The sequence below is a fragment of the Streptosporangium sp. DT93 genome, assembly GCF_049844535.1.
Classification (GTDB): Bacteria; Actinomycetota; Actinomycetes; order Streptosporangiales; family Streptosporangiaceae; genus Streptosporangium.
Genome location: NZ_JBNCLF010000013.1, coordinates 1 through 15,024 on the forward strand (window position 1 = coordinate 1; position 15,024 = coordinate 15,024).

Genomic DNA, 15,024 nt, shown 5'->3' on the forward strand with positions numbered 1-15,024 from the left:
CAACATCGTCCAGTACGACGACTGGGGCGGCAACAACCAGCAGTGGCAGCTCGTCCAGGTCGGCGGATCGGACCCGACCCCGACCCCGACCCCCACGCCGACGCCGACGCCGACGCCCGGCGGTACCTACAACAACCCGACCGTCTGGCAGGACTTCGCCGACGGCGACATCATCCGCGTCGGCGACGCCTACTACTACTCGGCCTCGACGATGCACTACTCCCCCGGCGCGCCGATCCTGCGCTCCTACAACCTGGTCGACTGGGAGTACGCCGGTCATTCGGTGCCCCGCCTGGACTTCGACTCGAACGCCTACGACCTCAACGGCGGCCGGGCCTACGTGAAGGGCATCTGGGCCTCGACGCTGAACTACCGGCCGAGCAACAGCACGTACTACTGGATGGGGTGCACCGAGTTCAACCGCACCTACGTCTACACGGCGTCGGCGGTCGACGGCACCTGGACCAAGCGGGCGCGGATCAACAACTGCTACTACGACGCGGGCCTGCTCGTCGACGACAACGACACCATGTACGTCGCCTACGGCAACGGCACGATCAGCGTCGCCCAGCTCTCGGCCGACGGCCTCAGCCAGGTGCGCAGCCAGCAGGTGTTCCAGACCCCCTCCAGTGTAGGCACCCTGGAGGGCGCCCGCTTCTACAAGCGCGGCAACTACTACTACATCTGGCTGACCCGCCCCGCCAACGGCCAGTACGTGCTGCGTTCCACCAGCCCGTTCGGCCCGTACGAGATGCGCCAGGTACTGCTGAACATGCCCGGCCCGATCTCCGGGGGCGGCGTGCCGCACCAGGGTGGCATGGTCCAGACGCAGAACGGCGCCTGGTACTACATGGCGTTCGTCGACGCCTACCCCGGTGGCCGGATGCCCGCCCTGGCACCGATCAACTGGAGCGCCGACGGCTGGCCGAGTGTGCAGACGGTCAACGGCGGCTGGGGCAGCACGTACCCGCGGCCGAACATCCAGACCACCAAGACCGTGCGGTCGATGATCGGGCCGGACACGTTCACGTCGAGCGCGCTGGACCACCGGTGGGAGTGGAACCACAACCCCGACAACTCCAAGTGGTCGTCCGGCAGCGGGCTGCGGCTGCAGACCGCGACCGTCACGAACGACCTGTACAACGCGCGCAACACGCTGACGCACCGCATCCAGGGCCCGTCCTCGACGGCGACGATCGAGCTGGACTACTCGGCGATGGCCAACGGCGACCGGTCCGGGCTGGCGATGCTGCGCGACTCCTCGGCGTGGATCGGTGTGCGGCGTGACAATGGCGCCTACCGGGTGGTCATGAACAACAACCTGACGATGAACAGCAGCTGGCAGACCACGTCGACCGGCAGCGAGGCGGCCTCGGCCGCGATCTCCGGAGGCCGGATCTGGTTGCGAGCCAACGCCGACATCCGGCCGGGCTCGGGACGCCAGGCCCGTTTCTCCTACAGCACCGACGGGGTGAACTTCACCTCCCTCGGCCCGGCGTTCACGTTGAACAACGCCTGGCAGTTCTTCATGGGCTACCGCTTCGCGATGTTCAACTACGCCACCCAGTCCCTCGGGGGCGCGGTGACGGTACGCCGGTTCGACCTCACCACTCCGTAGAACGAAAGGCGTCATCTGATGAACCCCCCAGACCGCTCGGCCCGGCCTTCCGGGCGCCCGAGGCTTCGGAGATTCCTGTCCTTCCTGAGCGCCGGTGTACTCGCCGCCGGCCTGTCGGTGGCGATCTCCGCCCCGGCTGACGCCGCCTCCACGCTGGGCGCGTCGGCGGCCGAGAGAGGCGGCCGCTACTTCGGCGCCGCCGTCGCCGGAGGCAAGCTGAGCAACTCCACCTACGTCAACATCCTGAACCGCGAGTTCAACTCGGTGACCGCCGAGAACGAGATGAAGTGGGACGCCACCGAGCCCCAGCGCGGCACCTTCAACTACACCAACGCCAACCGGATCGTGAACCACGCCCTGGGACAGGGCATGAAGATGCGCGGTCACGCCCTGCTCTGGTACCAGCAGCAGCCCGGCTGGGCCAAGAACCTGTCCGGTTCGGACCTGCGCAACGCCGCGATCAACCACGTCACCCAGGTCGCCACCTACTTCCGCGGCAAGATCCACTCCTGGGACGTCGTCAACGAGGCGTTCGCCGACGGTGGCTCCGGCGCGCGGCGCGACTCCAACCTCCAGCGGACCGGCAACGACTGGATCGAGGCCGCCTTCCGCGCCGCCCGCACCGCCGACCCGGGCGCCAAGCTCTGCTACAACGACTACAACACCGACGGGATCAACGCCAAGAGCACCGGCATCTACAACATGGTGCGCGACTTCAAGGCGCGTGGCGTGCCGATCGACTGCGTCGGCTTCCAGTCCCACCTGGGCGGCTCCCTCTCCGGTGACTACCAGGCCAACCTCCAGCGCTTCGCCGACCTCGGCGTCGACGTCCAGATCACCGAGCTCGACGTGGCCCAGGGATCCAACCAGGCCAACATCTACGCCGGCGTGACCCGGGCGTGCCTGGCGGTGTCCCGGTGCACCGGCATCACCGTCTGGGGCATCCGCGACAACGACTCCTGGCGCGGTGGTGAGAACCCGCTGCTGTTCGACGCCTCCGGCAACAAGAAGGCCGCCTACACCAGCACGCTCAACGCCCTCAACGCCGGCGGTACCCCCAACCCCACGCCGACCCCGACCCCGACGACCCCGGGTCAGGTCGACACCAACGCCTGGTACGTGCTGGTCAACCGCACCAGCGGCAAGGCCCTGGACGTCTACAACATGGCCACGAACGACGGCGGCCGGATCACCCAGTGGACCCGTAACAACGGCAACCAGCAGCAGTGGCAGTTCGTCGACTCGGGCAGCGGCAACTACCGCGTCAAGTCCCGCCACTCGGGCAAGGTCCTCGACGTCAGCGGCTTCTCCACCGCCAACGGCGGCGCGGTCGTGCAGTGGTCCGACCTCAACGGCACCAACCAGCAGTGGCGCCTGGCCACCTCGTCGGACGGTTACCTCCGTCTGATCAACCGCAACAGCAACAAGGCCCTGGAGGTCCAGGGCGCCTCCACCGCCGACGGCGCCAACGTCGTCCAGTACGACGACTGGGGCGGCAACAACCAGCAGTGGCAGCTCTCCCGTGTCAGCTGAGCGGTTCTCGAACAAGGAGTTCACCTTGGACATCACACACACCCGGCATCCGCGCCGGAACACGGTGGCGATCATCGCGGCCGTGACCACGCTCCTGGCCGGTCTCCTGGTCGCGCTGGGAGCGACGACCGCCGCGAACGCGGCGACGGTCGACACGAACGCCTGGTACGTGCTGGTCAACCGCACCAGCGGTAAGGCCCTGGACGTCTACAACCTGGCCACGAACGACGGCGCGCGCATCACCCAGTGGACCCGTAACAACGGCAACCAGCAGCAGTGGCAGTTCGTCGACTCCGGCGGCGGCAACTACCGCGTCAAGTCCCGCCACTCGGGCAAGGTCCTCGACGTCAGCGGCTTCTCCACCGCCAACGGCGGCGCGGTCGTGCAGTGGTCCGACCTCAACGGCACCAACCAGCAGTGGCGCCTGGCCGACAGCGCCGGCGGCTACGTACGACTGGTCAACCGCAACAGCAACAAGGCCCTGGAGGTCCAGGGCGCCTCCACCGCCGACGGCGCCAACATCGTCCAGTACGACGACTGGGGCGGCAACAACCAGCAGTGGCAGCTCGTCCAGGTCGGCGGATCGGACCCGAGCCCGACCCCGACCGTGACCCCCACGTCGGGGATCTGCAACCTGCCCTCGACCTACCGCTGGAACTCCTCCGGCGTGCTGGCCAACCCCAAGTCGGGCTGGGTCTCGCTCAAGGACTTCACCGTCGCCCCCTACGAGGGCAAGCAGCTCGTCTACGCCACCACCCACGACTTCGGCAAGAGCTGGGGGTCGATGAACTTCGGCCTGTTCACCAACTGGTCGGAGATGGCCTCGGCCAGCCAGAACACCATGTCCGCCTCCACGGTGGCACCCTCGCTGTTCTACTTCGCCCCCAAGAACATCTGGGTGCTGACCTACCAGTGGGGCGGCGGAGCGGCCTTCTTCTACCGCACCTCCACCAACCCCACCAACCCCAACGGCTGGTCGGCCCAGCAGGTCATGTTCTCCGGCAGCATCACCGGCTCCGGCACCGGCCCGATCGACCAGACCGTCATCGCCGACGACACGACCATGTACCTGTTCTTCGCCGGCGACAACGGCAAGATCTACCGGACCAGCATGCCGATCGGTAACTTCCCCGGCAACTTCGGCACCTCCTCGACCGTCGTCATGAGCGACACGACCAACAACCTCTTCGAGGCCGTGCAGGTCTACAAGCTGCAGAACCAGAACCGCTACCTCATGATCGTCGAGGCCATCGGCTCGCAGGGGCGCTACTTCCGCTCCTTCACCGCCACCAGCCTGAACGGCTCGTGGACCCCGCAGGCCGCCACCGAGTCCAACCCGTTCGCCGGCAAGGTCAACAGCGGCGCCACCTGGACCAACGACATCAGCCACGGTGAGCTGCTGCGCACCAACGCCGACCAGACCATGACCGTCGACCCCTGCAACCTGCAGCTCCTCTACCAGGGCCGCAACCCCAACGTCAACCCGCCGGACTACGGCCTGCTGCCCTACCGTCCGGGCCTGCTGACCCTCCAGCGCTGACGACGTGACACCGATCCGGCTCTTCGCGGATCACCCATGAACCGGTCCCGGGCGCGGGGGAGGGAGAGACCTCCGCGCCCGGGACCAACCAACACCCCCCGTGAAACATGTGTCCGAGGGAGACGACAGGTGAGATCCGCTCCGCGCACGATCCTGTGCATCGTGGGCCTGCTTCTTACGACCATGCTGTTCCCGTACCCGGCCAGGGCGGACAACCCGATCGTGCAGACGATCTACACCGCCGACCCGGCGCCGCTCGTCCACAACGGCCGCGTGTACGTCTACACCGGCCACGACGAGGACGGCTCGACGTACTTCACCATGCGCGACTGGCGGGTGTACTCCTCCTCGGACATGGCCAACTGGACCGACCACGGCTCGCCCATGAGCCTGTCCACCTTCGCCTGGGCCGACGCCAACGCCTGGGCCGGCCACGTCGTCCCCCGCAACGGGAAGTTCTACTGGTACGTGCCGGTGCGGAACCGGGCGACCGGCGGGATGGCCATCGGCGTCGCGGTCGGCGACAGCCCCACCGGGCCCTTCCGTGACGCGCTGGGCCGCCCGCTGGTCGAGAACGGCGAGATCGACCCGCACGCCTTCATCGACGACAACGGCCAGGCCTACCTGTACTGGGGCAACCCCCGCCTGTGGTACGTCCGGCTCAACGCCGACATGATCTCCTTCTCCGGTGGCCCGACCCAGATCCCCCTGACGGCCGCGGGCTTCGGCGCGCGCAGCGGCAACGCGAGCCGTCCCACCCTCTACGAGGAGGGTCCCTGGGTCTTCAAGCGCGGCAACCTCTACTACAACGTGTTCGCCGCCGAGTGCTGCTCGGAGTTCATCGCCTACTCCACGGCTCCCAGCGCCACCGGACCGTGGACCTACCGGGGAACGATCATGCCCCGCCAGGGCGCCAGCTTCACCAACCACGCCGGGATCGTCGACTTCGCCGGAGGGTCGTACTTCTTCTACCACAACGGCGCCCTCCCCGGCGGGAGCGGTTACACCAGGTCGGTGGCCGTGGAGAAGTTCGCCTACAACGCCGACGGCACCATCCCGACCATCGGCATGACCTCCGCCGGGCCACCGCAGGTCATCCCCCTCAACCCGTTCGTCCGCCAGGAGGCCGAGACCATGGCCTGGGCGTCCGGGGTGGAGACCGAGGTCTCCGGTGAGGGCGGCATGAACGTCGGCTTCATCGAGAACGGCGACCACATCAAGGTCAAGGGCGTCTCCTTCGGCAGCGGAGTCTCCTCCTTCACCGCCCGCGTGGCATCGGGCACCTCCGGCGGCCGGATCGAGGTCCGCCTCGGCGGCACCACCGGCCCCCTCGTGGGCACCTGCACCGTCCCCGGCACCGGCGGCTGGCAGACCTGGACCACGGTCACCTGCCCGGCGTTGGGCGCGAGCGGCACGCGCGACCTCTACCTGCGGTTCGCCGGCGGCAGTGGCTACCTGTTCAACCTCGACTGGTGGCAGTTCACCCCGGGCGGGGGCAACGGCGGCGGGAACCTGCTGACCAACGGCACGATGGAGGACGGCACCACGGGCTGGACCGGCTCCGGCGGCACCGTGTCCTCGGCCACCACCGTGGCCCACGGCGGCAGCCGCTCCCTGCTCAACTCCGGCCGCACGGCCGCCTGGCAGGGCCCGCACCAGAACGTGACCGCGCAGCTCACCAACGGCAAGAGCTACACCACGAGCGTGTGGGTCCGATCGCAGAGCGGCACCCCCGGCGCGAAGGCGACCCTGACGCTCACCGCGAACGGCACGACGAACTACGTCCAGCTCACCCCGGCCCAGACGGTCAACGCCAACGGGTGGACCCAGCTCACCGGCACCGCGACGGTCTCGTGGACCGGGACGCTGACCAGCGCCTCCTTCTACGTCGAGACGGCCGCGGGCACCGACGGCCTCTACGTCGACGACGCCTCCTTCCAGTGACGAACGACATGCCGTACCACCAGCGGTGACGCGACCACCCCCGGTCGCCGACGCCCGAACCTCGCTAGGAGCGACAGCGATGAGAAAACAACGAGCACGTGTGCTGCTGAGCCTGGCGGCACTGGCCGTGGCGCTCACCCCCGCCACCCAGGCGCAGGCCCTGGAGAACGGTGTGGGCCGGACCCCGCCGATGGGGTGGAACACCTGGAACACCTTCGGCTGCAACATCAACGAGACACTGATCAAGCAGACGGCCGACGCCATGGTCAGCAACGGCATGCGCGACCTGGGCTACCAGTACGTCGTCGTCGACGACTGCTGGATGGACCCCAACCGCGACTCCGCCGGCAACCTCCAGCCCAACCTGTCGCGGTTCCCCAGCGGGATGAAGGCGCTGGGTGACTACCTGCACGCCCGGGGGCTGAAGTTCGGCATCTACCAGGCGCCCCTGGACAAGACCTGCGCCCAGTACTTCAACTCCTACCCGGGCGCGACCGGCAGCCTCAACCACGAGGTCCAGGACGCCCGGCAGTTCGCGGCCTGGGGCGTCGACTACCTGAAGCACGACTGGTGCTCCCCCACCGGCACCATCGACGACCAGGTGCGCATCTTCGCCAAGATGCGCGACGCCCTGGCGGCGACCGGGCGGCCGATCCTCTACAGCATCAACCCCAACAGCATCCACGACAAGACCGGCCCCCGGCGCAATTGGGGTGACATCGCCAACATCTGGCGGACCACCGAGGACATCACCAACAAGTGGGACACCGGCCAGACCAACGGCTACCCGATGGGCATCCAGAACATCGTCAACGTCACCGTCCCGCTGGCCTCGTACGCCAAGCCCGGCCAGTTCAACGACCCCGACATGATGGAGGTCGGCCGCGGTGGCATGAACGACACCGAGATGCGCAGCCACTTCGCGCTCTGGGCCATGATGGCCTCGCCCCTCATCGCCGGGAACGACGTCCGGAACATGGACAACGCGACCAGCACGATCATGAAGAACCAGAACCTGATCGCCATCAACCAGGACACGCTCGGCCTGCAGGCCACCCAGGTCAGCAACGACGGGACCCGCCGCATCCTGGCCAAGCGGCTGAGCAACGGCGATGTCGCGGTCGCCCTGTTCAACCAGGGCGGCAGCACGACCACGATCAGCACCACCGCGGCCGCCATCGGCCAGACCGGCACCTCCTTCACCCTGAAGGACGCCTGGACGAACGCCGTCACCACGACCGGCGGCGCCATCTCGGCGAGCGTCCCGGCCCACGGCACCGTGGTGTTCCGGGTCAGCGGCGGCACGCCGAACCCCACCCCGACCCCCACCCCCACCCCCACTCCCACCGCGTCCACGACCCGGATCCAGGGGGTCGGCTCGGGCAGGTGCCTCGATGTGACCGGCGCCTCCCAGGCCAACGGGACCCTGGCGGGGATCTGGGACTGCAACGGCCAGAGCAACCAGCAGTGGACCTCCACCGCCTCCGGTGAGCTGCGGGTCTACGGCAACAAGTGCCTGGACGTCGACAACGGCGGCACCGCCGACGGCACGAGGGTCATCATCTGGGACTGCAACGGCCAGAACAACCAGAAGTGGCGCCTCAACACCGACGGGAGCATCACCGCCCTCGGCGCGAACAAGTGCCTGGACGTCGTGGGCAACTCCACGGCCAACGGCGCCAAGGTCCAGATCTGGTCGTGCACCGGTGGCGCCAACCAGCGCTGGAACCGCCCCTGATCACGACGTGCCCGAAGCCCCGGGTCACCTGACCGGGTGACCCGGCCGGCGGTCGTGCCCCCCGTGCCCCGCCCCCGCCCCCGCTTTCCGGCGGGTGGGGGGCACGACCGTCCCGTCGATCACCGGCGGATTCCCGGCATGGTGCGGGGCGGGCGCCGGCCGTCCCGCACACGCCGCACGCCCTACCTCCGGGCGGGCGGCGCGGTGCTTCCCCGGACGATCAGTTCGGTGCTCAGGATGAGGCGGTTCTGGGGCAGGGACTCACCGTTGGCGAGGCTCACCGCCATCGACGCGCCGGCCATGCCCATGTCCTTGAGCGGCTGGTGAACGGTGGTCAGGGGCGGGCTGACCCACTGGGAGGGCGTGAGGTCGTCGAAGCCGATCACGCTCACGTCGTCGGGTACGCGCAGGCCCGTCCTCGCGACCGCCTGGTAGATCCCCATGGCCAGGCCGTCGTTGGAGCCGAAGATCGCGGTCGGCGGGTCGGGAAGGGCGAGCAGGGCCAGCGCGTGCTCGATGCCTTCCTCGAAGACGAAGCTGTCCCCGCGTACGAGGCCCGGGTCCACCGGCACGCCCGCCTGGTCCATCGCCGCGCGGTAGCCGTCGAGCCGGGCGCGCGCCGAGAGCAGGGACGACGGGCCGGTGATGATCGCGATCCGCCGGTGCCCCAGTTCCAGCAGGTGACGCGTGGCCGTCAGCCCCCCGCTCCAGTTGCCGGCGCCCACCGACGGGACCTCGTGGGAGGGTTCGCCCGTCGGATCCACGAGGACCAGGGGAATCTCGCGCTTGCGCAGGTGTTCGGTCTGGGCGGCGGTGAACCCGGAGAACACGGCGATGACCCCGGAGGGACACCGGTGCACGAGGCCCTCGAACCACGCGGGGTCCGCGACCTGCCGCCCCTGCAGTTGTGAGAGCACCAGGGACAGCCGGTGCCGCCGCGTCACCTGTTCGACCCCGCTGATGATCTCCATCGCGTAGCCGGACGCCGGTTCCAGCTCGTGGAAGACCAGCTCGATCGCCGCGGAGCGGCTCGCCCGCTTGCGCTGGCGGCGGTAGCCGTGTTCCTCGATGATCTTCTCGATGGCCACCCGGGTGTCCAGGGCGACCTCGGCCCTGCCGTTGACGACCTTGGACACCGTCGAGATCGACACCGCGGCCCGTTCGGCGATCTCCGCGATGGTCAGGGGCGCGGGCCGGTCGGGCGACGGCTCCCGTGAGGCGGTCATGGGGACAGCTTAGATCCCGGAGCGGTTCAGTCCGATGATCTTCTCGGTTCCCGCGATCACGCGATCCCCCGCGTGCGGACCGGCCGTCGCGTCCGGCGGCCGGTCGCGAGACCCCCGCACGCCCGGGCCGGCGTCACGGTCAGCGGCCGGTCGGGGCGGGGCGCCCGGCCGGGTCGTGGTCGTGGCGCGCCGTGACGTGCCCGGTCAGCCTCTCCCAGTTGCCGGACCCGATCGCGGCCTTCTCCTCGTACGTGAAGGGTGCCTGTTCGAGGAAGGAGCGGGCGACCCCGCCCGCGGTGTCGAGGAAGGGGAATCCGCCGGGCCTGGTCCCGAAGGTGTAGGGGTAGTCGGTCGAGTACATCATGCGCCCGGTCCCGACGACCTCGGAGGTCCACCTCATGTAGCGTTCGCTGACCGTGCCGCTGCCGCAGACCCAGAAGTTCCGCGTGAAGTAGTCGGCGAGCGGGCGCTCCAGCCCGGCGTTGTGCGCCATGATCCCGGTGTGGTCGAGGTAGAACAGGACGACCTCGCCCCAGTGTCCCGCGATCACCTGCAGTCCGGGGTGCCGGTCGAAGACGCCGGAGAAGATCATCCGAAGGTACTGGACACCCAGGTCGTAGTACCAGCCCAGGCCGGCCGTCGCGAGCGCCATCCCGGTGCCGCGCGACAGCCCGCCTCCGTCGTCGAAGCCCGAGTAGTAGGCCTTGACGACCTCGGGGACCGGGGTCTGGGGATGGAAGTGCAGCGGCACCCGGAGGCGTTCGGCGGTGGCGTACAGGTCGTCGAACTCCGGGGCGTCGGCCGTCCTGTCCCCCGTGCGCCCGTACAGCATCGCGCCGGGGAGACCGAGCTCGGTCACCGCGCGTTCCAGCTCGGCCGCGGCGGCCTCGGGCGCCGCGGTGGGGATGGCGGCGAAGGCCCGGAACCGGTCGGGGCGCCCGGCGACGATCTCGGCCAGCGTGTCGTTGGCCTCGCGGGCCACGGCGACGGCGTCGGCGGCCGCGAGGTTCTGCACGCCCGGTGAGGCCAGGGACAGGACCGCGACGTCGACGCCCTGGTCGTCCATGTCGGCGATGCGCTCCTCGCCGAAGTCCCGCAGCCGCCGCGCGAAGGGCTCGTCGCCGAAGCCGAGCTGCGGGATCGGCGGAACCCCCGCCCTGGCCCACGCGTCGAGCAGCGAGGGCAGGGCGATGTGCTCCTCAAGCGCCACGATCTTAATCTTTTCCGGCATGTCGTACTCCCTGATCTGCTGTTTCCATTGGAATCGCTTTTACCGTATCACTGGAACTACCAATGGAACCACCAGCACGATATCGTTGGAAAATGACATCACGTTCACGCGACGAGGACGGCGAGGACGGCACGGGCGGCGCGGGCGGCGAGGCCGCCGCCGGGTCCGGCACCGCGGCCCCGGGCCGCGAGCGGCTCCGGCAGCGGATCATCGAGGCCGCCGCCGGCCTGCTGGCGCGCGAGGGCCGCGACGCGGTCACCACCCGCGCGGTCGCGGTCGCGGCGGGAGTGCAACCACCGGCCATCTACCGCCTCTTCGGCGACAAGGACGGCCTGCTCGACGCGGTGGCCGAGCACGGCTTCGCCAGGTTCCTCGAGACCAAGGACGCCGGCCCCGATCCGCGGCACCCCGTCGAGGACCTGAGGGCCGGCTGGGACCTGGCGGTCGGGTTCGGCCTGGCCAATCCCGCGCTGTACACGCTGATGTACAGCGAGCCCACGAAGGAGACGTCGGCCGCCTTCAGGGCGGGCCTGGAGATCCTGCGAGGCCGCATCCGGCGCCTCGCCGTCGGCGGCTGGCTCCGCGTCGACGAGGAGCTCGCGATCACGCTCATCCACGCCACGGCGCGCGGTGCCGTGCTCACCTGGCTGACCCTGCCCGAGGACCGGCGCAACCCGGCCCTGCTGACCGCCCTCCGGGAGTCCATGGTCGCCGCCGTGACCGGCAGGGAACCCGCCGTGCGGGACGCGGGCCCGGCCGGCGCGGCCCGCGCCCTGCGCGCCGCCCTGCCCGAGCAGACGGTCCTCAGCGACGCGGAACGGCGCCTGCTGACCGAGTGGCTGGACCGCTTGGCCGCCGACGAGGGAGGGTGACGCTCGTCGCGACGCCTCGAATCCGCAACAGGTACCGTGAGGGAATGACCGGCAGCCGGCCCGGCGACATCATGACCCGCGTACGCGACCGCATGCGCGCCCGGCCCCCACGCTCCGCCGCCCCCCGCAGGGGGCACGCCGCTCCCGCGGCCACGCGCCCGGCCGCGTCCTGACCGGCTGGCGGGTGCCCGCCGGCACGACGGTTCAGTCCCGTGCCGCCCCCGTGGAGATCTCCCAGAAGCCGGCGTAGCGGCCGCCGTGGCGCAGCAGCTCGTCGTGGCCGCCCTCCTCCACGATCCGGCCGCCGTCGAGGAACACGACGTGGTCGGCGCGCCGGACGGTGCGCATCCGATGCGCGACCATCACCGTCGTCCGGCCCGCCGTCAGACGCTCGATGCCCTCGTGGACGGCCGCCTCGTTCACCGGGTCCAGGGCGGACGTCACCTCGTCCAGCAGCACGACGGGCGCGTCCTTCAGCAGCGCGCGGGCGAGCGAGATCCGCTGCGCCTCGCCGCCCGACAGCCGGACGTCCTGGCCGATCACCGTCTCGTACCCGCGCGGCAGCTCCAGGATCCGGTCGTGGATGCCGGCCAGCCGGGCGGCGCGCGTCACGTCGTCGGGGCCGGCGTGCGGCACCGCGAGCGCGATGTTGTCGGCGACCGTCGCGCGCAGCAGGCGGACGTCCTGGAAGACGAAGGAGACCGTCCGGTGAAGCGTGCGGCCGTCGAGCTCGCGCAGGTCGGCACCGCCCAGGAGGACCGCGCCGCCGGTCGGGTCGAAGAAGCGCGGCAGGAGCCGGACCAGCGTGGACTTCCCGCCCCCCGACGGGCCGACGATCGCGGTGACCGTCCCCGGTTCGAGCACCAGGTCGACGCCGCGCAGCACCTCGCGGTCGGCGTCGTAGCCGAACCGGACGCCGCGCAGCTCGATCCGGTGTCCCCGGGGCGCGACCGGGTGCGCGGGCTCGGGGAGCGGCCGCACCGCGAGCACCTCCCTGACGCGGCCGAGCGCGCGGCCGGCGGCCTGCAGGTCGTCGAAGCCGTGGCCCAGGGCCGCCACCGGGGCGGTCAGGCCCAGGCCGAGCAGCAGGAAGGGCAGCAGGTCGGCCCGGGCCAGGCCGCCGGAGACGATCAGGGCCGTGCCGCCGGTGAGCACGACCAGCAGCACGAACGGCGGCGACAGCGCCAGCTGCATCCCCGCGGCGACCGGGGACATGCCGCGCACCCACCGGGAGAAGACCGCGACGAAGTCGTCGGTGGCCGTCAGGAACCCGCGATGGGCGCGCTCCGGCCCGCCGAACGCCTTGACCACCGCGATCCCCTGCACGAACTCGATCACGGAACTCGCGATCCGGCCCATGGCGGCGTCGAACTCCTCCTGCTCGCGCCGGCGGGCGGGGAGCATCAGCAGAGGGACCAGCGCCACCGCCGTCGCCACCGGGATCAGCGTGATCAGCGTGAGCCGGTGGTCGACGGTGAACAGGTAGACCAGCGACACCAGCGGCACCACGAACGCCGAGACGAGCTCCCCGGGAGCGTGCGCGACGAACGGGTGCACGGCGCTCACGTCCTCGCCCACCACCTTCGCCAGCTCGCCGGTCCCGCGCCGGGAGAGCCAGCCGATCGGCGCGCGCCCCAGCCGCGCCGCCAGCCGCCGGCGGAGCGCGAGCTGCACGCGGATGTCGAGGAGGTGCCCGAGCCCGGACGAGGTGGCCGTGAACAGCAGCCTGACCAGCAGGCCGGCCACGCCCGCGAGCACGGCCGTCCGGACACGGGCCTGGTCGACGGGGCCGGGCGACAGCAGGACGCGGCCCAGCTCGACGACCGCCAGCAGCGGCACCAGGCCCGCGACGGCGCCGATCACCTGCAGGATCACCACGGTCGCAAAACTCCGCGCGTGGGGGCGGAGCAGCCCCGCGGTACTCTCTGCCGTCGCGGGATCGGCGTCAGGCGGTGGCGCGGACGCCTCCCTCGCCCCGGCGAGGCCGGTGGTGGTCATCGCTCTCCCGTCTTCATCGGTCTCGTTCGTCCCGTCCCGTCCCGGCCCGTCCCGGTCCGGCCCGGCCCGCGGTCGGGCAGTGGTCGGCAGTGGTCGGGCCGTGCCACGGACTCCCCCGGCCGGCCCGCCCCTGTGCCGGCCGGCCGGCGGTCATCTCGTCCACGGTGGCGATCCGGTGGCCTCGCGCACGCGATCCTCCCGGCTCGACCGTTTCGCTACCCCAGGTATCGATACCTAAGGTAGCGCAACCCGTCGCCGTACGGCCAGGGTCCGGGCGCGCTCGTCCGCCGGACCGCCCGGACGGCGCGGCGGGGCCACGCGGGGGCCGTGACGCCACGCCGTCGACGGAGCCGCCGGACCTCGGGCCCGGTCGCGGCGAGGTCACCTCGCCAGAGCGCGGCGCAGGGTGGCGCCGAGCTCGGCGATCTGCCGCTGCGACACCTCGGCCGACAGGATCGCCTGCGACCCGTGGAAGGTGCCGGGCCACTGGTGCAACTCGACCGACACGCCCGCCCGCGGGCGTACGCGCGGGCATCGGCGCCGCCGAGAGCCCCGACCGGTCGTGGCACCAGGCCCGTACCGCCCTGCGTTTCACCACCCCGCGCCGGCCGGTCGTCCACCACGACGAGCTGGGCGCGCTTGCGCTGCTCGCCCAGGTGCCCCCGGACGCCGCGCGGGGCAACCCCGACGTTGCCGCGATCGCCCGGGCGGCCGCGAACCCGGAGGACCTGGAGACCCTGGACGCCTACTGCGAGACCGGCTCCCTGCGCCGGGCCGCCGACCTTCTCCACCTGCACCACAGCAGCGTCGCCCGCCGCGTCGAACAGCTCGGGAGGAGCCTGGGCCTCGACCTCACCGAACCCGCCGGGATGACGCGGGCCAGGCTCGCCCTCACCGCCTGGCGGCTGCTCGGCGACTGAGGACCCCGCCCCACCGGCCGGGGGCTCTCCGGACCGTGCTCTACAGCCTGTAGAGTATCGGCGATCGTTCGGAGGGAAGGGTGAGGCATGCTGCGCTGGTTCCGGGTCCTGGCGGTGGCCGAGGCGTGCTCGTGGGCGGGGCTGCTGGCCGGGATGTTCTTCAAGTACGTGGCCGCGACCGGTGATCTCGGGGTGAAGGTGTTCGGGCCGGTCCACGGGGCGCTGTTCGTGCTGTACGGCGCCGGGGTGGTGCTCTCGGCGCGGGAGGCCGGCTGGAAGTGGGGCACGGTGGCGCTCGGCCTGGCGTGCGCGGTGCCGCCGTTCACCTCGGTGTGGTTCGAGCGGCGGATGGCGGCGCGCGAACCGGCGCCGCGAACCGCCTGACCGCCGGGCCTCAGGCCGGG

At 70.8% G+C, this 15,024-nt stretch carries 13 protein-coding genes; 9 read left to right on the forward strand and 4 right to left on the reverse strand.

The features are described from left to right. The 5 genes from ACLQ2R_RS25345 to ACLQ2R_RS25365 form a co-directional block, all read left to right on the forward strand. On the forward strand, positions 1-1,618 hold a 1,618-nt coding region (locus ACLQ2R_RS25345; RefSeq protein WP_425963057.1), incomplete at its 5' end, for a family 43 glycosylhydrolase. Positions 1,619-1,636: 18 nt separating this feature from the next. Beyond that, positions 1,637-3,151: an endo-1,4-beta-xylanase gene (locus tag ACLQ2R_RS25350; protein ID WP_425963058.1), complete on the forward strand. Its 1,515-nt coding sequence runs from the start codon at positions 1,637-1,639 to the stop codon at positions 3,149-3,151. Positions 3,152-3,233: 82 nt separating this feature from the next. Beyond that, on the forward strand, positions 3,234-4,691 hold the full coding sequence (locus ACLQ2R_RS25355; protein WP_425963333.1) for a non-reducing end alpha-L-arabinofuranosidase family hydrolase: 1,458 nt from the start codon (positions 3,234-3,236) through the stop codon (positions 4,689-4,691). Positions 4,692-4,820: 129 nt separating this feature from the next. Further along, positions 4,821-6,635, forward strand: coding sequence for a family 43 glycosylhydrolase (locus ACLQ2R_RS25360; RefSeq protein ID WP_425963059.1), 1,815 nt, complete (start codon positions 4,821-4,823; stop codon positions 6,633-6,635). A gap of 79 nt (positions 6,636-6,714) precedes the next feature. After that, entirely contained in the window at positions 6,715-8,373 is a 1,659-nt protein-coding gene (locus ACLQ2R_RS25365; protein WP_425963060.1) for a glycoside hydrolase family 27 protein, read from the forward strand. A gap of 182 nt (positions 8,374-8,555) precedes the next feature. Here ACLQ2R_RS25365 and ACLQ2R_RS25370 read toward each other — a convergent pair whose 3' ends face one another. Together ACLQ2R_RS25370 and ACLQ2R_RS25375 are read right to left on the reverse strand one after the other, a co-directional pair. Beyond that, on the reverse strand, positions 8,556-9,599 hold the full coding sequence (locus ACLQ2R_RS25370) for a LacI family DNA-binding transcriptional regulator (RefSeq protein ID WP_425963061.1): 1,044 nt from the start codon (positions 9,597-9,599) through the stop codon (positions 8,556-8,558). A 139-nt stretch (positions 9,600-9,738) separates the two neighbouring features. Continuing rightward, positions 9,739-10,830: an amidohydrolase family protein gene (locus tag ACLQ2R_RS25375; protein WP_425963062.1), complete on the reverse strand. Its 1,092-nt coding sequence runs from the start codon at positions 10,828-10,830 to the stop codon at positions 9,739-9,741. Positions 10,831-10,922: 92 nt separating this feature from the next. On the opposite strand from ACLQ2R_RS25375, the gene ACLQ2R_RS25380 reads away from it, so the two are divergent. Continuing rightward, on the forward strand, positions 10,923-11,702 hold the full coding sequence (locus ACLQ2R_RS25380; RefSeq protein ID WP_425963063.1) for a TetR/AcrR family transcriptional regulator: 780 nt from the start codon (positions 10,923-10,925) through the stop codon (positions 11,700-11,702). 44 nt (positions 11,703-11,746) lie between these two features. Further along, positions 11,747-11,875, forward strand: a complete 129-nt coding sequence (locus ACLQ2R_RS25385; RefSeq protein ID WP_425963064.1) for a hypothetical protein — start codon at positions 11,747-11,749, stop codon at positions 11,873-11,875. 31 nt (positions 11,876-11,906) lie between these two features. On the opposite strand, the gene ACLQ2R_RS25390 is transcribed toward ACLQ2R_RS25385, so the two are convergent. Further along, positions 11,907-13,700, reverse strand: coding sequence for an ABC transporter ATP-binding protein (locus ACLQ2R_RS25390; protein ID WP_425963065.1), 1,794 nt, complete (start codon positions 13,698-13,700; stop codon positions 11,907-11,909). Between the two features lie 381 nt (positions 13,701-14,081). Next, the gene (locus tag ACLQ2R_RS25395; protein ID WP_425963066.1) at positions 14,082-14,207 is read right to left on the reverse strand and encodes a hypothetical protein; all 126 of its coding nucleotides are present in this window, start codon (positions 14,205-14,207) and stop codon (positions 14,082-14,084) included. A gap of 149 nt (positions 14,208-14,356) precedes the next feature. Between ACLQ2R_RS25395 and ACLQ2R_RS25400 the strand changes: the two genes are divergently transcribed. Beyond that, the gene (locus tag ACLQ2R_RS25400; protein ID WP_425963067.1) at positions 14,357-14,620 is read left to right on the forward strand and encodes a helix-turn-helix domain-containing protein; all 264 of its coding nucleotides are present in this window, start codon (positions 14,357-14,359) and stop codon (positions 14,618-14,620) included. An 87-nt stretch (positions 14,621-14,707) separates the two neighbouring features. Continuing rightward, positions 14,708-15,004, forward strand: a complete 297-nt coding sequence (locus tag ACLQ2R_RS25405; protein WP_425963069.1) for a DUF3817 domain-containing protein — start codon at positions 14,708-14,710, stop codon at positions 15,002-15,004. Positions 15,005-15,024 lie beyond the last annotated feature (20 nt).